This window comes from Synechococcus sp. PCC 7502 (genome assembly GCF_000317085.1).
Taxonomy (GTDB): domain Bacteria; phylum Cyanobacteriota; class Cyanobacteriia; order Pseudanabaenales; family Pseudanabaenaceae; genus PCC-7502.
The window spans coordinates 273,135-295,930 of the sequence record NC_019702.1; the positions used below are offsets into that span (position 1 = coordinate 273,135).

The 22,796-nt window shown below is 41.9% G+C and carries 18 protein-coding genes; 10 read left to right on the forward strand and 8 right to left on the reverse strand.

Annotated elements, in window-relative coordinates:
• Positions 1-41 precede the first annotated feature (41 nt).
• A complete protein-coding gene (uvrA, locus tag SYN7502_RS01320) occupies positions 42-2,891 on the reverse strand; it encodes an excinuclease ABC subunit UvrA (RefSeq protein ID WP_015167096.1) in 2,850 nt (949 codons plus the stop codon).
• A 265-nt stretch (positions 2,892-3,156) separates the two neighbouring features.
• Here uvrA and SYN7502_RS01325 point away from each other — a divergent pair, with 265 nt between their 5' ends.
• Positions 3,157-4,140: an alpha-ketoacid dehydrogenase subunit beta gene (locus SYN7502_RS01325; protein WP_015167097.1), complete on the forward strand. Its 984-nt coding sequence runs from the start codon at positions 3,157-3,159 to the stop codon at positions 4,138-4,140.
• Here the strand turns inward: SYN7502_RS01325 and SYN7502_RS01330 are convergent.
• Positions 4,133-5,188, reverse strand: a complete 1,056-nt coding sequence (locus tag SYN7502_RS01330) for a glycosyltransferase (protein WP_015167098.1) — start codon at positions 5,186-5,188, stop codon at positions 4,133-4,135. The two genes, SYN7502_RS01325 and SYN7502_RS01330, sit on opposite strands and share 8 nt — an antisense overlap.
• A gap of 14 nt (positions 5,189-5,202) precedes the next feature.
• Positions 5,203-5,799 (reverse strand): alpha/beta hydrolase, encoded by a 597-nt coding sequence (locus tag SYN7502_RS01335; protein WP_015167099.1) that lies wholly within the window; start codon positions 5,797-5,799, stop codon positions 5,203-5,205.
• Between the two features lie 292 nt (positions 5,800-6,091).
• Here SYN7502_RS01335 and SYN7502_RS01340 point away from each other — a divergent pair, with 292 nt between their 5' ends.
• Positions 6,092-7,930, forward strand: a complete 1,839-nt coding sequence (locus SYN7502_RS01340) for an NAD(P)H-quinone oxidoreductase subunit F (protein ID WP_015167100.1) — start codon at positions 6,092-6,094, stop codon at positions 7,928-7,930.
• A gap of 125 nt (positions 7,931-8,055) precedes the next feature.
• Positions 8,056-9,531: an NADH-quinone oxidoreductase subunit M gene (locus SYN7502_RS01345; RefSeq protein ID WP_015167101.1), complete on the forward strand. Its 1,476-nt coding sequence runs from the start codon at positions 8,056-8,058 to the stop codon at positions 9,529-9,531.
• Between the two features lie 68 nt (positions 9,532-9,599).
• Here SYN7502_RS01345 and SYN7502_RS01350 read toward each other — a convergent pair whose 3' ends face one another.
• Together SYN7502_RS01350 and SYN7502_RS01355 are read right to left on the reverse strand one after the other, a co-directional pair.
• Positions 9,600-10,817, reverse strand: a complete 1,218-nt coding sequence (locus SYN7502_RS01350; protein ID WP_015167102.1) for a chloride channel protein — start codon at positions 10,815-10,817, stop codon at positions 9,600-9,602.
• An 83-nt stretch (positions 10,818-10,900) separates the two neighbouring features.
• Positions 10,901-11,458 (reverse strand): HPP family protein, encoded by a 558-nt coding sequence (locus SYN7502_RS01355; protein WP_015167103.1) that lies wholly within the window; start codon positions 11,456-11,458, stop codon positions 10,901-10,903.
• 253 nt (positions 11,459-11,711) lie between these two features.
• On the opposite strand from SYN7502_RS01355, the gene SYN7502_RS01360 reads away from it, so the two are divergent.
• From SYN7502_RS01360 to SYN7502_RS01380, 5 genes are all read left to right on the forward strand, one after another.
• Positions 11,712-13,673, forward strand: a complete 1,962-nt coding sequence (locus SYN7502_RS01360; RefSeq protein ID WP_015167104.1) for a sodium:proton antiporter — start codon at positions 11,712-11,714, stop codon at positions 13,671-13,673.
• Positions 13,674-13,786: 113 nt separating this feature from the next.
• Entirely contained in the window at positions 13,787-15,385 is a 1,599-nt protein-coding gene (gene gpmI / locus SYN7502_RS01365; RefSeq protein WP_015167105.1) for a 2,3-bisphosphoglycerate-independent phosphoglycerate mutase, read from the forward strand.
• 46 nt (positions 15,386-15,431) lie between these two features.
• Entirely contained in the window at positions 15,432-15,851 is a 420-nt protein-coding gene (locus SYN7502_RS01370; RefSeq protein WP_015167106.1) for a peptidylprolyl isomerase, read from the forward strand.
• A 99-nt stretch (positions 15,852-15,950) separates the two neighbouring features.
• Positions 15,951-16,349, forward strand: a complete 399-nt coding sequence (locus SYN7502_RS01375) for a DUF4253 domain-containing protein (RefSeq protein ID WP_015167107.1) — start codon at positions 15,951-15,953, stop codon at positions 16,347-16,349.
• 46 nt (positions 16,350-16,395) lie between these two features.
• Entirely contained in the window at positions 16,396-16,851 is a 456-nt protein-coding gene (locus tag SYN7502_RS01380; RefSeq protein ID WP_015167108.1) for a hypothetical protein, read from the forward strand.
• Here SYN7502_RS01380 and SYN7502_RS01385 read toward each other — a convergent pair.
• Positions 16,848-17,204 (reverse strand): hypothetical protein, encoded by a 357-nt coding sequence (locus SYN7502_RS01385; RefSeq protein ID WP_015167109.1) that lies wholly within the window; start codon positions 17,202-17,204, stop codon positions 16,848-16,850. The genes SYN7502_RS01380 and SYN7502_RS01385 overlap by 4 nt on opposite strands.
• 308 nt (positions 17,205-17,512) lie before the next feature.
• Between SYN7502_RS01385 and urtA the strand changes: the two genes are divergently transcribed.
• Positions 17,513-18,805 carry an urea ABC transporter substrate-binding protein gene (urtA, locus tag SYN7502_RS01390; RefSeq protein WP_015167110.1) on the forward strand — a complete coding sequence of 431 codons (1,293 nt, stop codon included), beginning with the start codon at positions 17,513-17,515 and terminating at the stop codon, positions 18,803-18,805.
• A 114-nt stretch (positions 18,806-18,919) separates the two neighbouring features.
• Positions 18,920-20,077 (forward strand): ABC transporter permease subunit, encoded by a 1,158-nt coding sequence (locus tag SYN7502_RS01395; RefSeq protein ID WP_015167111.1) that lies wholly within the window; start codon positions 18,920-18,922, stop codon positions 20,075-20,077.
• Between the two features lie 23 nt (positions 20,078-20,100).
• Here SYN7502_RS01395 and SYN7502_RS01400 read toward each other — a convergent pair whose 3' ends face one another.
• Positions 20,101-21,549: a protein kinase domain-containing protein gene (locus SYN7502_RS01400; RefSeq protein WP_015167112.1), complete on the reverse strand. Its 1,449-nt coding sequence runs from the start codon at positions 21,547-21,549 to the stop codon at positions 20,101-20,103.
• 34 nt (positions 21,550-21,583) lie between these two features.
• Positions 21,584-22,795, reverse strand: coding sequence for a response regulator (locus tag SYN7502_RS18030; protein ID WP_015167113.1), 1,212 nt, complete (start codon positions 22,793-22,795; stop codon positions 21,584-21,586).
• Position 22,796 lies beyond the last annotated feature (1 nt).

Sequence of the window (22,796 nt, forward strand, 5' to 3'; positions counted from 1 at the left end):
CACCTAAGTTATGAGTTAGTTACACCTGATGAGCCAAACTTTTACGGAGCTTGAGCCATAGAGAATTGTGTCAAAGTTTCCTTTAGGTATCTGCCTGTATGGGAATGGGGAATTTGAGCTACTTGTTCGGGTGTACCTTCAGCAATGACCTGCCCCCCGCGATCGCCGCCTTCGGGACCCAAATCAATAATCCAGTCAGAGCAGCGAATCACATCCAAATTATGCTCGATCGCTAAAACACTATTCCCTTTATCCACTAACCGTTGCACCACATCCAAAAGTTTATGGACATCATAAAAACTCAGTCCCGTGGTCGGCTCATCAATTAGGTATAGAGTTTTACCTGTTGCCCGTTTAGATAATTCCGTTGCCAGTTTGACCCGTTGCGCTTCTCCACCTGAAAGGGTTGGTGCCGATTGTCCTAGGCGAATATAGCCTAAACCCACATCTACCAGCATTCCCAGTTTGGTATGAATTTGATGAATATTTTCAAAAAAGTGCATTGCTTCTTCGATGGTCATATTTAAAACATCGGCGATCGTCTGCTCTTTATACTTCACTTGGAGAGTTTCTCGGTTATAGCGTGCGCCTTTGCAGACATCACACTGCACATAGACATCGGGTAGAAAATTCATACTGATCACATTCACACCCTGCCCACCGCAAGCCTCGCACCGACCTCCTTTCACATTAAAAGAGAACTGCCCCGCCTTATAGCCACGGGTTTTTGCCGCCGTTGTCAGAGCAAAGGTTTCTCGAATTAGGTCAAAGGTACCCGTATAGGTGGCGGGATTGGAACGAGGGGTACGCCCGATGGGAGATTGATCAATGACAATAAATTTGTCCAATGCCTTTAAGCCCAGCACTTGATCTACACCCTTAGGCACAGGGACTTTACGATTGAAATGATGTTCTAGGTAAGTATGGAGAATTTCATTAACTAGGGTTGACTTGCCAGAACCAGATACTCCCGTGACGCAAACCAGCTTACCCAAAGGAATTTTGACATTGAGGTTTTTGAGATTGTGACTATGGGCGTTACAAATTTCAATGAACTTACCGTTGCCTTCCCGTCTGGTATTTGGAGTGAGAATTTGCGATCGCCGCGCTAAATAGCTACCAGTAATCGAGTCGGGATGGTTCTCAATATCCTCAACTGTACCTTGGGCAATTATTTGTCCGCCATGAATGCCAGCCTTAGGACCAATATCGACTAAATGATCGGCAGCACGGATGGTTTCTTCATCATGCTCCACAACTATTAGGGTATTACCTAAGTCTCGCAGCTTATGCAGGGTTTTTAGTAATCTGCCGTTATCTCTTTGATGTAAGCCAATGCTAGGTTCATCTAATACATACAACACACCTGTTAAACCCGAACCGATCTGCGTAGCTAACCGAATCCGTTGTGCTTCTCCCCCAGATAAGGTAGTCGTAGAGCGATCTAGGGTTAAATAATCTAAGCCCACATCTAACAAAAACTGAAGACGGGCTTTAATTTCCTTTAAAACCAGATTGGCGATCTGGGCAGTGCGCCGATCTAAGTCTAAATTTTCTAGGCGGTCTTTACAAATTCCCAGTGCCACGGAAGTGAAGTCGGTAATTCGATAGCCGCCAATCCTTACAGCCAAGGATTCAGGTTTTAAGCGGGTACCATGGCATTCCCCACAGGACAACTCGATCAGGTACTGTGCCAGTTTTTGTTGATAGGTTTCCGAACTAGCTTCGTTATATTGCTGTTGTAGCATTGCCACCACGCCTTCATAGCGTTTGTAGTAGCCATCTTCGCCCTTAGAGAAACGAGAATCTGCTTTAATAAATATTTTTTCTGTAGTTCCGTATAGCAAAATATCAATTTGATATTCCGATAATTTTTCCCACGGCGTACTAATATCAAACCCCGCATATTCACCGAGGCTGGCAAGTAATGATAAATAATAGGTGTGGCTTTTATCTGCCCAAGGAGCGATCGCCGCATACACAGGTAACTTCGGATCGGGAACAATTAATTCGGGCGAAAAAGTTTTGACATGCCCTAGCCCATGACAAGCAGGACAAGCTCCATAGGGAGAATTAAAGGAGAATAACCGTGGCGATAATTCATCCATTACAGCCCCATGCTCCGTACAGGCAAAGTTTTCAGAAAAAGTGATAATATGGGGATTTTCTCCCAATACTTCTACCATAAGAATACCCTCCGCCCGTTTTAAGCAGGTAGCGATCGAATCAGTTAAGCGTTCTTGAATTCCATCCTTGCGGACAAGGCGATCAACTACAATTTCGATGTCATGACTCTTAGTTTTTGGTAGTTCGATATTATCCCCTAGTTCTCTCACCTCACCATTGATTCTCACCCTAGCAAAACCCTCGGCAGCGAGTCCCGCTATGAGTTTTTGATGGGTACCTTTTTTACCCCTGATCACTGGAGCCAATAGTTGAAATTTGGTGCCATTGTCTAGCTCCATCACCTTATCAACCATTTGATCGATAGTTTGGGGGGAAATATTGCGATCGCAAATATAACAATGGGGCGTTCCTGCTCTACCAAATAACAGCCTTAGATAATCATAGATTTCCGTAACCGTACCAACCGTAGAACGGGGATTATGGGATGTGGATTTTTGATCAATGGAAATGGCGGGACTAAGCCCTTCAATATAATCGACATCAGGCTTTTCCACCTGTCCTAAAAACTGGCGCGCATATGCACTTAAGGATTCCACATACCGGCGTTGTCCCTCGGCAAAAATCGTATCAAATGCCAAGGATGATTTTCCTGACCCCGACACCCCCGTAAATACTATTAATTGATCTCTAGGGATGGTTAGATCAATATTCTTAAGGTTATGCTGACGCGCACCACGAACCTGAATGTGAGTATGATTGGGCATAAACCTAATTTCCTTGTTTCCAGCTACCCACTGTGGTGAAAATAGACCGCATTAAGAAACGAATTCTAGCATAAATTACCATCCTGCTTGTTATCTCAGTACCTGTCTCACTAGGGCATACTTTTATGTCTTCCCTAGAACATTATTAAAAACCCATAAATTAGATTAATTCAATATCAAAGGCAGTCTTTGTATAACTGTCCATAACAGCTTATGATAGAAAGCACGAAAAATTTATTACTAAACTTACCTAACGAATTAAGCCATGGCAGAGGTTACCTTTTTTAATGCCCTCAGAGCAGCCCTAGACGAAGAGATGGATCGAGACCCCACCGTGTATGTCATGGGCGAAGATGTGGGCTTTTATGGAGGTTCCTACAAAGTTACCAAGGATTTATATAAAAAGTACGGTGACTTACGTTTGCTAGATACCCCAATTTGTGAAAATAGCTTTACTGGGATGGCGGTAGGTTCGGCAATGACGGGCTTACGTCCTGTGATTGAAGGCATGAACATGGGTTTTTTGCTATTGGCTTTTAATCAAATTTCCAATAATGCAGGGATGTTACGCTACACCTCTGGGGGCAACTTTAAGATTCCTTTAGTGATCCGTGGTCCTGGTGGTGTGGGCAAAAATTTAGGAGCAGAGCATTCTCAACGCTTAGAGGCATATTTTCAGGCGGTACCAGGGATTAAAATTGTTTCCTGCTCTACACCCTATAACGCTAAAGGTTTATTGAAATCAGCGATTCGTAATGATAATCCTGTTTTATTCTTTGAGCATGTTTTACTCTATAACCTCAAGGAAAATTTGCCCGATGAAGAATATTTATTACCCTTAGATAAGGCAGAATTAGTACGCCCAGGGAAAGATGTGACAATTTTGACCTATTCCCGCATGCGCTATCACGTTCTCAAGGCAGTAGAGACCTTAACGAAAAAAGGCTATGATCCAGAGGTGATTGATCTGATTTCATTAAAACCACTGGATTTAGAAGCGATCGCTACTTCTTTACGCAAAACCCATAGATTAATTATCGTAGAAGAAGATATGCGCTGTGGTGGGATTGGTGCCGAAATCATTGCCTCCATTAATGACAACTTTTTTGATGAACTTGATGCGCCAGTTGTGCGTTTAGCATCTTTGGATGTACCTACTCCCTATAACGGCACCCTTGAAAATCTGACGATTGTGCAGCCTGAAGATATTATTAAAGCTGTGGAAAAACTGTTGGGTAATGCTATTTAATTAATCTCTTAAACCATGCCTCAAAGCGATCGCCCAGAGCAGAAAGGGAGAATTCTCGTTCAGCTTGACGGCGACAACTGGCTCTATGCAGCTTAGAAACTAGTTTCACAGAACTACATAGAGATTCAATATTATCTGGCTCCACTAAAAATCCCGTTTCTTGGTGATGAATAATTTCCACAATTCCGCCTCTAGCGTAGCCAATCACTGGCACTCCACAGGCAAGAGCCTCGATCGCCACATTACCAAATGCTTCTTCCCATTTTGGGGTCATTAGTAATGCCGCACACTCACCTAAGAGTTCTTGAAGCTTTAGGGTGGGATGAAAGCCGAGGTAATTAAGTTGTGCTTGGGGATATTGGGTTTGCACTTGATCCCAGTAGTCCTGATCCTGCATTTTTCCCATAACCTGAATCGGGATTTGTAAAAGCTCGGAAACCGCCGCCGCATCTTCTAAACCCTTTTCGGGAGCAATTCTGGCTACCCATGCTAGTTGAGGTTGGGATATGGGCTGAAATTGGTATAAGTCTAAATCAATGCCACTACTCAGAATTTCAAAATCTACGGATTCACCAAAGGTATATGCCTGCGCCTTGGTATAAACGCCAATGGTACCTTTATGGGTCTGGGATACTTTGTGTACGAGGCGATCGATATTATCTAAGAGCGAACCCATACTGACAAAGTGGGCAATGGGAGTACGAAAAAATGGGGTGAGGTAAAAAGGGAGCCAGTCATAGGCAAAATTCACAATTAAATCATAACTATCTTGAACTTGCCGTGCATATTCCCAGAGATTGGCGAGAACCGAGTTATCAGGAAAACTAACTGGGTCGGTACGGGATTGATTTTGGGCAAAGCTATGTATCTCTCCGGGAATCGTAATGATCGGAATTTCTGTGGATATAGAACCAAGGGATGCCGCTAAATGGACTATGTGCGATCGCCCAATTAATTCCTTGGCAATATTTTGGACTGTTAGTTCTACGCCACCGCCGATTCCCGACCCAAATGCCCCAACAGGCGTGGAAATAAATAGTAATTTCATAGTAATTTCACGGTTTATAACTCTGCCCAAAAATCTAGGATTGCCCTTGCCACAAGGGAATGGTTTTTCAGGCGTGGATGGTTGATCCCCTTAAGGACTTTAAATTTACCATGACTAAACTGAGTGCTAGCAATGGTGACAGTACCATCACTGATCCCATTAATATCACCTGCAATACTCAAGGTCTTAATATGGAATGCGATCTTCTCTGCGATAGCCATGCGATTAATAGCTAAATCTGCACCAATAGCGATCGCCAAGGGATCAAGGATTTTTGCCAACTTAGAACCCCCCACAGGCGAACCAACTAAAACTAGGCTATGGACATTTTTCCACCATTGAGGATAGCGATTTAGAATTTCTAACCAAATTAATCCACCCATAGAGTGACCAACAATTCTAATTGGGGTATGGGGATATTGCTCAAAATTAGCGATCGCAATGGTTTCTACGGTTTGAATTAACGGTGCTATTTTCCACCAAGTGTTCCACCAACCTAAGTTAGGGGCAACCACAAGGGCATCGGGCGTAGCCAGAGTTTGTCCAAGGCAGCTAATTTTGTAATTATGATCCGCCCAACCATGCTGAGCATAGAGTAAAAAATCTGGCACTAGTCAACTCTCTAATTTACTACAGCCTATTTGACAACTAAGGGATACTTTAGGGTGTGGGCTGCCCGCCACGCAGGGATTCCCCCGACACATAAAAGACTGTAAATAGATTAAATCTATAAAAACCATAGGTTTTCTTCGTAGCTGGGAAGATAACATTACTTAATTATCCTAAAATTGACGATAGATTAATAAAATATAAAATTTCTTCAAAATAACCTTGAACCTAGAAGTTTTTAGCCTGTTAAACCAACATCTTGAAGCTTCAGTTACGCACAATTACTTAATAACGATGAATTTGACCGAATTTTTACTGCAAAAAAGTTGGTGGATCCCCTGCTATGGATTGATTGGAGCTCTGCTTACCCTGCCTTGGGCAACTGGGATAGTCAAGCGTACAGGTCCTCGTCCTGCGGCTTATTTTAATTTATTGATGACTGTAGTTGCCTTCATTCACGGCACAATTGTATTCCGCGCAATTTGGCATCAGCCACCGCAATTATTAACTTTTGAATGGCTAAGGGTTTTGGATTTTAACCTAAGTTTTAGTCTGAATATTTCTGTAGTAAACATGGGTGCAATGGAGCTAATCACGGGATTAAGCTTGCTGGCTCAGTTTTTTGCCATCGGTTACATGGAGAAAGATTGGGCATTAGCGAGATTTTTTGCCCTTATGGGCTTTTTTGAAGGGGCTATGAGTGGCTTAGCAATCAGCGACTCCCTTTTACTTAGCTACGGGCTATTGGAAATATTAACCCTATCTACCTATTTACTCGTGGGCTTTTGGTATGCTCAACCCCTTGTGGTAACTGCGGCACGGGATGCTTTTTTAACTAAACGGGTGGGAGATGTAATTTTACTGATGGGGATTATATCCTTGGCATCGATCGCTGGGGATTTAAATTTTCCAAGCTTGTATAAATGGGCAGAAACTTCCGACTTATCACCTCCGCTTGCCACCTTATTAGGTTTAGCATTAGTCGCAGGACCTACGGGGAAATGTGCCCAGTTTCCTTTACATTTATGGCTGGATGAAGCTATGGAAGGACCTAACCCAGCGTCAATTTTGCGTAATTCCGTGGTAGTAGGCTGTGGGGCGTATATCTTAATTAAATTACAACCGATCATTGCCCTTTCGCCCTTAGCTCTTAATGCCTTAATTGTAATTGGGGCTGTGACTGCCGTTGGTGCATCTTTGGTGGCGATCGCCCAAATTGATATTAAAAGAGCTTTTTCCCATACAACCAGTGCCTATCTAGGGTTGGTATTCGTGGCTGTGGGCATGAATCAGATCAGTTTTGCGTTGATTTTACTATTTACCCACGCGATCGCTAAAGCATTACTATTTATGAGTGTCGGAGCAATTATTTCCACGACTCAAAACCAAGATTTAACCGAATTAGGGGGCTTATGGTCAAAAATGCCCGCAACGACCATATCTTTTTTAGTCGGCTCCTTTAGTCTAGTGGCTGTACCACCTTTGGGGGGATTTTGGTCTTTGCTCCAAGGTTTAGATGCCTTTTGGGATAATCAACCCATTGTATTTTTAATCCTAACTGTAAATACCTTAACGATTTTGGGGCTAACTCGGGTATTTCGCCTAACCTTCCTTGGGGATGCTCAACCGAAAACTCGTCGTGCGCCCGAAGTACCTTGGACAATGGCAGTGCCAATGGTGTCTTTAATTATTGTGTCTGTGCTAATCCCTTTAATTATGCAAAGATTAGGACTCTTACCGCTATGGGCAGATATTAATAAAACGGCTGTAATTGACTTACTAATCTCCAGTGTGCTAGGGGTAGCGATCGGAAGCAATATTTACTTACACAAAGCATGGTCAAGGTCTTTACAATTGCCTTGGCGCGTAACCCAAGATTTATTGGCATACGACTTTTATATAGATCGACTTTATCGTTTAACTGTAGTCTTTGCGGTCAATCAACTATCCCTGATTAGTGCCTGGATCGATCGCTATGTCATTGATGGTTTAGTTAATTTAGTGGGACTATCCTCTATTTTCAGTGGAGAAAGCCTTAAGTACAGTACATCGGGACAATCCCAGGGCTATATTTTCACAATTTTGCTAGGCATAGGACTCTTCACTTTATTCATAACTTGGTCATTGTTCTAACTTCAAGTTCATGCAAGTTCATGATTGAGGGATACGTTGGGGCTGCACCCCTACTAAGCAAACCTACAAAAGACTGTAAATCAACTTAAACTCTAAAACTTTAGAAATTAATTAGAAATTAATCTATGCTCAGTGTTCTCATTTTAATTCCCCTATTGGGAGTCCTAATCATTGGCTTATGGTCTTCTGCAAATACTCAGCATATCAAAACCTTAGCTTTGATCCTAGCGGGGATCGCATTGGGCTGGACAGTATTTTTAGGATGGCAATTTGATTTAAGTAATCCCCACTTTCAGTTTCAGGAATATTTACCTTGGATTGATACCCTAGGACTTAGTTACCAAATCGGTATTGATGGTTTATCCCTGCCGTTATTGGGACTAAATAGTTTGCTAACCCTAATTGCCATTTACAGTAGTGAAGACTCGATTAAGCGACCTCGACTCTATTACAGTCTGATGCTTTTACTGAACAGTGCTGTGGTGGGTGCATTTGTAGCGCAAAATTTGCTGTTATTTTTCCTATTCTATGAGCTAGAGCTAATTCCGTTATATTTGCTAATTGCCATTTGGGGTGGTTCCAAGCGGGGTTATGCAGCTACTAAGTTTTTAATCTACACGGCGGTGTCTGGAATTTTAGTCCTTGGGGCATTTTTAGCAACGACTTGGTTGAGCGGTTCTCCTAGTTTTGACTACGATAGCCTCCTGATTAAATCCATTCCCCTAGGACAACAACTCATACTTTTAGGCGGACTATTAATTGGGTTTGGCATAAAAATTCCCCTAGTACCTCTGCACACTTGGTTACCCGATGCCCACGTTGAAGCTTCCACACCTGTTTCAGTCTTGCTGGCGGGGGTTTTACTCAAGCTTGGTACCTATGGCTTGTTACGATTTGGCTTGGGGCTTTTTCCCAGTGCGTGGACGATTTTGGCTCCGTGGTTAGCAACTTGGGCGGCGGTTACAGTTTTGTATGCTTCCTTAACAGCGATCGCCCAGACTGACATGAAAAAAATTGTTGCCTATAGTTCAGTGGCACACATGGGGTATGTTCTACTGGGGGCAGCAGCAATGACTGATTTGGGAATCCTTGCTTCCATTTTTCAAATGGTTAGTCATGGCTTAATTTCGGCAATGTTATTTTTGTTAGTGGGTGTGGTCTATCAAAAAACTGGCAGTCGTGATCTTGACGTGCTGCGAGGACTGTTAAATCCTGAACGGGGTTTACCCCTAATTGGCACCTTAATGATCACTGGTGCTATGGCTAGTGCAGGCATACCGGGAATGGTGGGCTTTATTTCCGAGTTTCTGGTATTTAGAGGTAGTTTTCCTGTTTTCCCCGTTCAAACTTTATTATGTATGGTCGGTACGGGCTTAACAGGAGTTTATTTACTGATCCTGTTAAATCGGGCATTTTTTGGTCGGTTAGCAGAATCTAGTGCCAATTTGCCCAGTGTAGTTTGGGGCGATCGCCTGCCATCCATTGTCTTAGCGGTTTTAATTCTAGTTTTAGGGATTCAACCCAGTTTAATGGTGCGTTGGAGTGAATCAACATCGGTCTTACTAGCTCCACACTCGATCCAAGTTTCCAGCGTAAATTAAACAAATACCAAAAAGCTGATTTGGTGATACTTTGAGAGTTTATCGGGGTATAACTAAAATTTGAGCTTCTACTTAATCTTGGCTTTCAGTTGTGAGGGAATAAAAGGATATCTAGGAGATAATAGAAACCCGACCATACTTGCAAAGAGCACTGGAGTAAATATACTTAATCCAGCTAACTTAGCAAGGATCAGAGTCGTACTAATTGGCGTTCTAGTCACACTGGCATTGAGAGCAGCCATCACACAAATCATGGCAAGTGTCTCATTAGAACTCGGATTAGCGATCGCAATAGCTTTACCTAAACAGGCTCCAATAAAAAATAGCGGAATAATAATTCCTCCTCGCCAACCTCCTGTCACAGTTATGCTAATTGTGAGCATTTTAGAGATCGCTAAAGCCACCAGCACCATAATCGAAAAGTCGCTGTTAATGATTTCGTCTAGTTGATGTTCACCAAAGAAGCGTGTCAGTGGAAATAAAATCGCTAATCCACCTAGCACGAATCCAGCTAAAGTAGTGCGCCCATAGATGGGAATCGATAAGGATTCTAGTAGCCGATCGCAGCTACGAAATATAGCGACAAATAACCAACCTGCGATCGCACCCACTACTCCATAGAGCATAGCTTCTGCAAAAGTAAAAAGATGATCAACGCTGTACTGAGGAAAATGCCAAGTTGGTCCCAGCCCAAGATTGGTGAACATTACAAAAATGGTATAACTGGGGCAACTGGCTACGATCGCGGGTAAAATTGCTTCAGCATACTCAGCAACATGTTGATGATGCAAAATCTCTAAGGCAAAGAAGGTTCCACCCAATGGCGCACCAAATAGAACCGTAAATCCCGATGCCATACCTGCAATACTCAAAGTCCGCAACGATTCTCCAGTTAACCGCAAGCGATCCGCAAACCAAGTGCCGATTGAACCTGTGATTTGCACCATTGGTGCTTCTGGTCCCGCACTACCACCACTAGCAATACTGATCAGTGATGACAGAATCATGGAGGGATTCTCACGGGTAGCTAGTCGTCCTCCATTAAGGTGGATGTTATCAATAACTAATCCAATCTCACCGGGGTTTCCTAGCCAGTGAATCACTAAACCAATCAATAACCCAGCTAAGGGCATGATAATTAATAAAACTAACCCATTAAAATACTCGAATGCTTGTATCAGGTGGGATAATGCTATCCAATAAACTGAACCAAATAAACCACAGGTAACTCCTGTCATTGCCCATAGTAGAACTGAACGACTCAGAGTTAGGGGATTTTGTATCACGAAATGCCTCTTCTAGCTGATTGTATAAATTTACAAAAAGTGACTGCTTGATCTTGTTCTTTTGGATAAATCCTATTTAGGATCTATAGCCAATGCTTAGGATAAGTGCGCTCTTCAGAAAGATTATTAAAAATAACAGCACATAATACTAAAATCATCGAACCCTCTAATGTTGGAGTAACTAGAAATTGCCAGTTAGGTTTTGTCATCATGACAACTAACGCAACTGCACCTGAAGGTGGATGCAAGGTATTAGTAAATTGCATTATGGCGATCGCTATAGAAACAGCTAGCCCCATTGTCCAAGGCGAAGATCCCCAAATATTTAAGATTATTAATGACACTAAAGCTGCTATTAGGTTACCACCAAGGACATTACGAGGTTGAGCTAAAGGACTTTCAGGTACACCAAAGATCAAAACACTAGTTGCCCCAAAGGGAGCCATAATTAGTGGGCAATTTGTAATTACAGAAAGGTAAGCGGCAATGGTAATTGCTAAACAGCTACCTAACCAACTCCAAAAGACATGTTTGTGATGGGGTCTTTGGATCGGACAAGTTAATGGACATTCTCTCCATCTAGTGAATAACTTGAACCAGTAAGACTGCCATTTCAAATATATTTTTTGGAAACTTATCATATATGAATATCATTGGATAAATGTCAAAATTTGATGACATTGTACTCCTAAAGTTACAATTTTGACTGCAAGGCTAAAATAGATTAATGATCTAAAGTTGCTATTGTAACTATTGTAAATTTTAAAACCCCCTGTAAGTGGGGCATAGGTTTATTAAGATAGTCCATTAAGCTGTCTATTAAGCTTTAGTCACACTCGTATATACTTCATAGTTTGACTTTAACTTCAAGCCATAACCGCCTAACATAGTGTCATGGAAGGCTCATTTTCAATCACAGTCCTGATCATTACAGCCTTAATTACAGGGGTACTGGCACAGGTTATCGCCAACTATTTCCGAGTTCCTAGCATTGTTTTTCTATTAATCCTAGGACTGGGTTTAGGGCGTAGTGGGTTAGGGCTGATTGAACCCGATCATTTGGATTCAGGCTTAGAAGTAATAGTTTCCTTGGCTGTGGCTCTGATCCTGTTTGAAGGCGGATTTAACCTGCAACTCCAAAATTTGGGTAAAGTCTCTAGCACCATTCGTAACCTCACTACCATCGGTACTTTAATTAGCTTGCTAGGAGGTGGGATTGCTGCCTATTATTTTAGTGAATTTCCCTGGGCGATCGCCTTTCTCTATGCCTCACTGGTTGTAGTCACTGGACCTACGGTGATTAATCCGATCCTAAAGGAAGTAAATCTGGATCGGCGATTAGCGACAATTTTAGAGGGTGAGGGTGTACTCATCGATGCGGTCGGAGCGATTTTAGCTGTAGTCGTCTTAGATGTGGTCTTAAATAATAATGCTTCAGTATTTGAGATCATCCAAAGTCTGATTTTGCGCCTAGGCATTGGAGCCATAATCGGTATTAGTGGAGGATTCCTACTTAGTAATTTCCTCAAGCGATCAAAGTTTGTCGCAACTGATGTCAAAAGTTCCGTGGTTTTAGCTGCGGTTTTGGGGTGTTTTGCGATCGCTCAATCAATTCAAAATGAATCGGGACTAATGACCGCCGTACTGATGGGCATTGTGGTCAGAGCCGCATCCATTCCTGATGAAAGACTGTTACTTAAATTTAATGGACAGTTAACCATACTCATGGTGTCAATGGTGTTTGTCCTGCTATCGGCAAACCTATCTATTTCCAGTATTTTAGTTTTAGGTTGGGGTGGAGTGTTTACAGTATTGGCAATTATGTTAATTGTGCGCCCCCTCAATATTTTAGTTTCCACATGGAATAGTGGTTTAAATTGGCGGCAAAAAGTTTTTTTAGCGTGGTGCGCCCCCCGTGGCATAGTTGCAGCTTCGGTTGCTTCACTATTTGCAATTATTCTCACCGATAAAGGGATTAATGGCGGAGCCGCAATTAAGGCATTAGTATTTTTGACTATTGCTATGACCGTATGCTTGCAAGGATTAACAGCTAAATGGTTAGCAAGACGTCTATGCCTAACCAGCCAAGAGTTTGAAGGAGTGGTAATTGTCGGGTGTAATCCTTTGGGGCTAATAGTGGCAAAGCTTCTCCAAAATGGGGGGCAGAATGTGTCGATGATTGATGACAGTACGGAATCCTGTAAACAGGCGATCGCCCAAGATATTCCCGTTATAGTGGGTAATGCTATGGATATTAAAACCCTGACCGAGAGTGGTTTGGATCGGGCTAGTACTTTCATTGCGTTAACGATTAATCCCGATATAAATTTGGTGGTTACCCAAAGGGTACAGGAGGAATTTCGACCACCTCGGGTAATTGCCGTCTATGCCGAATCTCCAAATTTGTCTCCGTCTAAAGCTCCTAATTCTCCTAAGACTATAGAAATTCAACAGGCTTTTACCAGTAGAGTCCCAATCAAGGCTTGGAATCAATACCTTACCCAAAAAGAAGTACAACTGGGTGAAATTACACTGACGGAAAATATCGATCTACAATTGGCTGAATTTAACTCTGCCCTGATTACAGGTAACATCTTACCAATTATCCTAGAGTGCCAAAATCAACTGCAAATCGTTACGGCTGATTATGTCTGGCAAACGGGCGATCGCATTATTTACCTGCGTTATACTCCTAAAATTCTTACTCCTAGCTCAAAGCCTCTAACACAATCACTAGCGCAAACACTGACAATTGATGTTAGTCCTAACCCCCTTCCCACAGAGACAAAAGTAACAATTAAACCTAATCCCCCAGACTTTTTATCTATGGCAAGGGAAATTCTCAAGAAATACTAGCAACCACAAATTTTTGTTGTTTGGAATACATTAAAATTGTATCTATTGAACGGTAATGCTATGATTGCCAACGTGTAACACAAACGAAAATGTAACACAAAGGAAAATTTACTATGGTTACAGGGGCTGTTTCTCCACTAGTTCTAGTTATACTGGACGGCTGGGGGTATCGAGAAGAAGTTGATGGCAATGCGATCGCCGCCGCCAAAACCCCAATTATGGACAGTCTGTGGCACTCATACCCAAAAACTTTGCTCCAAGCATCAGGCAAAGAAGTCGGTTTACCCAAGGGACAAATGGGAAACTCTGAGGTTGGACACCTTAACATTGGCGCAGGAAGGGTGGTACCTCAGGAACTAGTACGAATTTCTGATGCTGTTGATGATGGCACAATTTTTACTAACGAAGCTCTAGTCAAGGTTTTTGATGCCGTCAAAGCCAATGGTACTAAGCTGCACCTGATCGGATTATGCTCCGATGGAGGAGTACATTCTCATATCGATCACCTGTTTGGTTTACTAGACATGGCTAAATTAAGGGGAATAGCCGATGTTTGTATTCATGTAATCACCGATGGTCGAGATACTCAGCCAACTTCAAGTCTAATCCATGTCCACAAAATTCAGGCATACATTGACCATATTGGTATCGGTAAAATTGTGACGATTAGTGGTCGCTACTATGCCATGGATCGCGATCGGCGCTGGGATCGGGTCCAAAAAGCATATGATGTCATGGTTAAAGATGACCTAGGTGCAATTACCTCAGCGATCGCTGTCCTTGAACATGCCCATAGCGAACAAATTACCGATGAGTTTATCCCCCCTACCCGCATTGCCCACGGTGCCGTTGCCGCAGGAGATGGAGTAATTTTCTTTAATTTTCGTCCCGATCGCTCCCGAGAAATTTGCCAAGCATTTGTTACCCCCAAATTTAGCGGATTTGAGCGTAACCTAATTACTCCTTTGCACTTTGCTACCTTCACCCAGTACGATCCCACCTTGCCAGTGGATGTGGCTTTTGTCGCCCAAAACCTTGACAACATGCTGGGACAGATGATCGCTAAACATCATCTCAAGCAACTTAGGGTTGCAGAAACGGAAAAATATGCCCATGTTACCTACTTTTTTGATGGTGGTAGCGAAGAACCCAATGAAGGTGATGATCGAATTATGATCAATAGCCCTATGGTCTCCACCTACGATCAGTCTCCACCCATGTCTGCCCTTGAAGTTACAAAAACAGTTATAGAAGCAGTCAATAAGCGAATTTATAGCCTGATTGTTGTGAACTATGCCAACCCAGATATGGTAGGACATACAGGTAATTTTAATGCGGCGATCGAAGCCATCACCGTAGTTGATAAATGTCTAGGACAACTTATAGCTGCAATTAATGGAGCGGGAGGAACAGCTTTAATTACAGCCGATCATGGCAATGCTGAATATATGTGGGATGAGCATCATAATCCTTGGACAGCCCATACTATAAATCCCGTGCCGTTTATCGTAGTTGAAGGTGAAGGCTTAAAAATACGGGGATATGGGGGCGAGGTGGAACTGAAATCCGGTGGTAAATTGGCAGATATTGCGCCGACAATCCTTGAGATTTTACAAATTCCTCAACCTCCCGAAATGACAGGCACATCTCTCCTTGCTGCCACTGACGTTGAGTTGCGAGCTTCCCGAAGTCCAGTACGGATTAAGGTCTAAAAGGCATTAAAATTATAAAAAACATCACTTAAGGAACTCAAATTATATGACCCGTGCGATTATGGAAACCAGTAAAGGTACCATTAACCTCGACCTATTCGATCAAGATGCCCCCAATACGGTCAAAAACTTTGTGGATTTAGCGCAAAAGGGTTTCTATGATGGTTTAAGCTTTCACCGAGTTATAGACAATTTCATGATCCAAGGCGGTTGTCCCTTCGGCACTGGCACTGGTGGACCTGGTTATAAGATCAACTGCGAAATTAACTCCAATAAGCATCTAGCAGGAACTCTATCTATGGCTCATGCTGGCAAAAATACTGGTGGCAGTCAATTCTTTATCTGTCATGCGCCCCAACCTCACCTAGATGGAGTCCATACCACCTTTGGTCAAACTAAAGATTTAGCAGTGGTCAATGCAATTCGTAAGGGAGATAAAATTCTCTCTCTAAAGATTGAAGCGTAGGCTATCTTTACCTCTCTCTAAGTAATCACTAATTCTAGGTTTAGAACTAACCCTTTTGAGCCTAGATTATTTTTGTAAATTACTTTTTATGTACTTTATATGGATAAATACGAAGAATTAAGAACCCATGAAACTGAAGCAGGCAACTATGCTTTAGATATAGAAGATATTATTAATAAGCTCAAAGAATGGGATCAAAAATATGGGATCGATTTATCTGACGTTGAATCTGACGCAGTTACAGTTTATTTTAAAAATCTACCCGATGATTTAACCTTACTTGCCCAAGAAATTTATGAGTTTTGCCCAGATATAATTGATCAGCATTTTGGCTGCTTAGGCGATACGATCGAAATACTAAAGGACATGGGAGAAGAGGTATCAGAGGAAATATTGGAATTAGTTGAAGGTGTCGATTTAGAAGATGATAATCATGGATTGGAGTTGCTGCAAAGGTCACTCAAAAAATATAAATTAGTTGGGCTATGGTGGGATTAAGTGGGATTAATTAAGATTAGCAATTTAGCAAGAGTATAAAATTCCTATGCCATCTCAATCTTCCATAGATATGATAGATACGCAAGTTAATCATCTCATTCGTAATGCACCTGATTTAGCTACTTCTGAGTCAATTAAGGCGATCGCTCCCGTATTAAAAAACATTGCTCTACAACAAAAACACTCTAAATATTTTCTAGTCCAGTCTAAAGGCGGAAATTTAGTTTTGACCACCCTAAATCATGTTAGTGACTCTAGGATCAGTAAAAATGTAATCTACGCCTATCCATCCTTAGCGATCGCCGCCCAAAACCAAGCAGGATTAATTGACTCAGAAATTATTGAGGTTGAGATTATTAGTCTACTGTTTCAACTTTTAGGAATGCCAGAATTAGATAGTCTAATCCTTGATGAAAAACTGCCCAAAGAAATTGAGAGACAGAAACTATATAACCTTTGCCAAGTGCAATTAAGGACTCAAATAACTAACAATATTGCCTAGGACTTTTTAATATCCTTTGCCATTTTCCGAAATATGTCCATATCAGTACTGGTATTGATAGCAATATCAGGCTTTCTAAATTGAGATTGAGACTCTATTTTTTGCTCAGATTTCTGCTCTAACTCACCCACAGATTCTTGTTTTTCTATGGAGGATACCACTTCAGTTACTTCGCCTAAGCCTTTGGGAAAACTTTTCGTAACAGCCTTAGGGGTTCTCATATAGTCAATATCGCCATAGGTTTTAGCTGAGTCAGCATCTAGGAAAAAAGCACCAGCATCTTTTTTTGCTTTAGCTGCACTATCTTCTTGTTTGGGCTTAGAACCAAATAAACCTCTTATAAAACCAGTCACTGTTTTCTCCAGATTTTGTTTTTTATGTATTTTTATTTAGTTATTTTAATGTATTGACATAAATAATTAACACAAATAATTAATGTGAATTTGGCATAAAGAAAGTATGAGTTTTTATCTATAAAATTAGATTTTTTCGATCATTAAATCAGAATTTGTATCTTTAAATACAAGTACAGAACTTGCTGTAACTGAAAATGACACTATCTAACATTGACTCTAAATTTTAGTTAGGCTGCCATAGGTAAGTACTAACCAAGACTAGAAGTCTGAGCTATGCTTTTAACAAAAAATGTGCAGGAGAAATAATGGGAATAGATAGACGTAAATTTTTAGTATATGGTTCTGCCTCCTTAGGAACTGCAATGCTACTAAAAGCCTGTGGTGGAGAGACTCCAACTACTACAGCACCAACCCCTACTACTACTCCAGCAGCAGGTGGAACTATTAAAGTAGGAATCTTACATTCGATCAGTGGCACTATGGCAATTAGCGAACAGAGTGTTGTTGATGCTGACTTGTTAGCGATCGAGGAAATTAACAAAGCTGGTGGTGTATTAGGTAAGCAAATTGAAGCGATTACTGAAGATGGAGCTTCCGATTGGCCCACCTTTGCCGAAAAAGCCACTAAGCTCATTGATCAAGATAAGGTTGTAACCGTCTTTGGTTGTTGGACTTCCTCTAGCCGTAAAGCGGTACTGCCCGTATTTGAATCGAAAAAGCACATGCTGTGGTACCCCGTGCAGTACGAAGGACAGGAATGCTCTGATTATGTGTTTTACACAGGTGCCGCTCCCAACCAACAAATTGAACCTTCGGTAGATTGGTTACTGGAAAAGAAAGGTAAGGAATTCTTTTTAGTTGGGTCTGACTACGTTTTCCCTCGGACTGCAAATACTATTATCAAGGCACAGTTAGCAGCTAAGGGGGGCAAGGTCGTAGGTGAAGACTATATTCCCTTAGGTAGTACTGAAGTAACTCCAATTATCTCCAAAATTAAACAAGCTCTTCCCAATGGAGGCGTAATCTATAACTCCCTGAACGGTGACAGTAATGTTGCTTTCTTTAAGCAATTACAAGGTGCTGGCTTAACTCCAGAGAAATATCCTTCCATGTCAGTCAGTATTGCTGAAGAAGAAGTCAAAGCGATTGGGGTGGATTACCTGAAAGGACACTATGCTTCATGGAACTACTTCCAAACCGTAGATTTACCTGAAAGTAAGAAATTTCTAGAGGCATTTAAAGCCAAATATGGCAAAGATAGAGTAGTAAACGATCCAATGGAAGCCGCATATGTTTCTGTCTACTTCTGGAAAGCTGCGGTAGAAAAAGCAGGTACTGCTGATGATTTAGAAGCAGTGCGGAAGGCAGCCCTAGGACTAACCTTTAAAGCTCCCGGTGGTACTTACACCTTAGAAAATAATCATCATACTGCTAAGTTTGTCCGTCTTGGTCAAGTTCGTGCCGATGGCTTATTCGATATTATCTACGAAACCAAAGCTCCAGTTGTTCCCGTTCCTTGGAACCAGTTTGTAGCTGAAACTAAGGGTTATGCCTGTGATTGGTCTGATCCTGCTAAGGGTGGTAAGTATAAGGTTTAGTTATTGAACATTTCGTAATTGGCATTTAATCTGTGTAACTAAGGGTTGAGAGGGTGTATCTTTCAATCCTTTCTTTGTATCTGAGTTGTTTTAAGGGCTATTTTGAGGGTAATTATGGCAGAAGTTGTAGATGGCATCTTTAACGGTATTAGTACTGGTTCAGTTTTGTTATTAGCGGCTCTAGGACTGGCGATCGCCTTTGGATTAATGGGGATCATTAATATGGCGCATGGTGAACTGATGATGCTAGGGGCATATACCACCTACGTCATTCAAAATTTATTCAAGAGTCTGGGGGCGCAATGGTTTGAGGTTTATATCTTTTTTGCCCTGATTGCCGCTTTTATAGTCACAGGATTAATTGGCTTTATCCTAGAGCGCAGTGTCATTAAGTTTCTGTATGGCAGACCCTTAGAAACATTATTGGCAACTTGGGGGGTAAGTCTAATTTTGCAACAGTTTGTCCGCAGTGTGAGTTGGGGACTTCTGATCGGCATAGTTACTTTTTGTATTTTATTTTTTGGTGGTTGGACTATTGCTAGTTTTCGCTCTAACTGGGACAGGATTAAAAATTGGTTTGCTGTAGTTATGGTTCCTCTGTCGGCAGCAGTGGCGATCGCTTTAAGTTTTGTTTTAGGCAATACCTATAAATTAGCAATTACTAAGCCTTGGTTTGGGGCGCAAAATGTGGATGTGTCTTCACCATTATGGCTGCGGGGTGGTACTACGATTGGCACATTACAAATGCCCTATACCCGATTATTTATTATTGCGTTAACGATTTGCTGTGTAATTGGAATTTATTTATTCTTACAGCGATCGCCATGGGGTTTAAGAATGCGAGCCGTAACCCAAAATCGAGCCATGAGTGCATGTTTAGGTATTCCTACTCAAAAAGTTGACTCTTTAACCTTTGCCTTAAGTTCTGGTTTGGCGGGGATTGCTGGTTGTGCTGTGAGCTTTTTAGGATCAGTGGGGCCCAATACGGGGCAGAACTATATCGTTGATACCTTTATGGTGGTGGTAGTTGGTGGAGTTGGTAAACTAGTCGGCAGTATTGTGGCGGCTTTGGCACTGGGTACTACTAACTATTTAGTCGGTTCGGGAGCGATCGCCAATTTGTTAAAGCCAATTACCCCGCTCTACGATCTGTTTACTTTTTTTGCTACCACCAGCATGGCTAAGGTTTTGTTATTTGCGCTGATTGTCATCTTTTTACAATATAAACCCGCAGGTATGTTTCCCTTGAAGGGACGATCAATAGAACTCTAGATCGCCATACTTCTGGTGGGATATTAAAGTAAAGAAAACAGAAATGTATAAATTAAGCGAAATAAACTAGTCACTGCAACTAGACTCACGCCTGCGATCGCACTGAGAAGGGCAATAATTTCTAGGGGTGGCAAATTTAGCTGAAATAAAAACTGTACGCCAAACACAATTAGCACCGTAAGTACAACTCCAGCAGTCAAGTCCTTATTATCAAGAGTTTGAGAAATACGGAGAAATAAAATTGCTAAGATTATACCCGCTACAATCATCAGACTAGGATAAAGACCAATGAATAATCCTCCCACGGTATTCGCAACAACCCCTAGGAGTCCCGCTTCAAAACCGATTAAAAAAGCGGCAATTAATTGGGGCTGTAAAGGTGGAAGTACTAGAGCCTTGGGTAATCTGCGTGCAGGTTGTGGAGGCTGACTAATCTGCTGATTTGCTGGTTGATTAGTTGTTTGCAGTGATTGTGGCTGATTAATGGCTTGATTAGCTATAGGGGTGGGAATTGGGGCAGGAACTGAACTAGAGTTAGCATTAAGGGCATTTAAAACTGCTTGTGCCGAAGCATAGCGATCGCTGGGGGCATTTTCTAACATTCGATCTAAAATATCAGCCAACTTAGAACTAACTTGAGCATCTTTCCTCCAGTCCCATCGATTGGTATTGGCATTAAATAAATCTTCAGGTTGTTTACCCGTTAACAGCACTATACAGGTGGCAGCAAAGGCATATAAATCCGTAGAAGGAAAGACCTTATCCCCACGCATTTGTTCAGGCGCACCAAAACCGGGAGTAAATATGCCCGTAGATTTTTGACTGGCAGCAGCAATGGTTGCCTGCTTTACCGCACCAAAATCCAGAAGATACAACTGATCATCAGCATTTTTGAGCATGATATTTGAGGGCTTAATATCTCGATGGATCGAGTTATTGTCATGGACAAATTGCAGCACTGGTAAGAGACTTTGCATAATTCTTGTTACCTCTGCCTCTGGTAATGCTCCATACTGCTCGGTCACTTTTTCTAAGGTAATCCCATCAATGAACTCTTGCACTAAATAAAAGTAAATTTCCTCCTTAGATGATTGATAGCCACTGACGGGTACTTCAAAAAATGCTAACAAATCAGGAATTTGCGGATGCCGACCCAGTTCTTCTAACACTGCCCCTTCTCGATCAAAAAGCTCCTTGGCAAACTCCATTTGATCGGGATTTAAACCCGTTGGTAAAAGTTGCTTGACTACACATTTCCGCATAGCAGGGGTATAGCGATCGCGGGCTAAATAGGCGGCACCAAATCCTCCCCGCGCCAAAAGCCGTTCGGTGATGTATCGCCCTCCCAAGATCAAAGGCATGCCGCATTTAATACAAAATTTTTGGGTAACAGTTTTAAGCGTATTACCTGTACTGAGGTCTGGGAATACATTGATATGGTTGCAGGTGGGTCGAGTGCAATATATTTCCACGATGTTGTTTTAGATAGCTTTGGATGGCAAGGGTTTAGCGATCGCTGATATGAAAAAATATACTGAGTAAAGCGGGCTTATGATCAAAAATAAATGGCTGGATCGAAAGCAGTACCTTGAATAAGTTTCTGCCTTCGGGCTTACAAATCAATTTATAGTTGCGGACATAACCATCTCGCTCTAAAACCTCGGCAATATTATACGCATCCTGTAGGTCATTATATAAAGATTGAATACTGCGACCAATTAAATCCCAAGAGGCAATACCAAAGGTACTACTGGCAATCGGATTAGCATAGAGAATCTCCCCATCGGCGGTACGACTAATTAATACTGGTAACGGAATGGCTTGGGCAATGGTTTGTAACTGATCCATATTTTGTCTTGCGGATTCGGCAATTTCTGCGGAACGGCGATCGCTAATATCTTCCACCGTACCCACATAGAAAATAACTTCATCCTGTTGATCCCGCACCGCATTAATACTTTCCCGAATCCATGCCGTACTGCCATCCCGCCGATAGATTTGCGACTCGAAGCCAGAGACAAAGCCAAATTCCTGTAGAGTATTTTCAAACTCCTTGCGTAAACTCATACTCACATAGGGTTTAACGTCGTTACTATTAAAGTCATCAATTAATTCATCGGCAGAACCATACCCATAGATATTGGCTAGAGCCTGATTAGCATTGAGATATTCGCCCTCGGCGCTGGTTTGAAATATACCTTCTATGGCGTTATCAAAAATAGCTCGATACTTTTCCTCTGCCTGGCGTAAAGATTCTTGGGCACGGATGCGATCGCGGAGTAATTGTTTAAGTTGTAAATTCTGATCCTGTAAATGTTTTTGTAAGCGCCGTACCACTAACTGGTTATCCATGCGAGCTAGAACCTCTTGCAACTGAAACGGCTTAGTCACATAGTCCACTCCACCCACACTAAAAGCTTTGACCTTATCTAAAACATCATCCAAGGCACTGATGAAGATTACGGGAATATCCAAGGTTTGCACATCCCGTTTCAGTCGTTCACAGACTTCGTAACCATCCATATCTGGCATATTAATATCCAGTAAGATTAGGTCGGGAGGAGCAGATTGGGCTGCCATTAGAGCTAGCTGTCCATTAATTGCCTTCCGCACTTTATAACCTTGCTCCGAGAGCATAGATGCCAAAAGCCGTAGATTATCAGGGGTATCATCTACAACTAAAATGTCACCTTTGAATGGTTCGGGGCGATCGCTCATG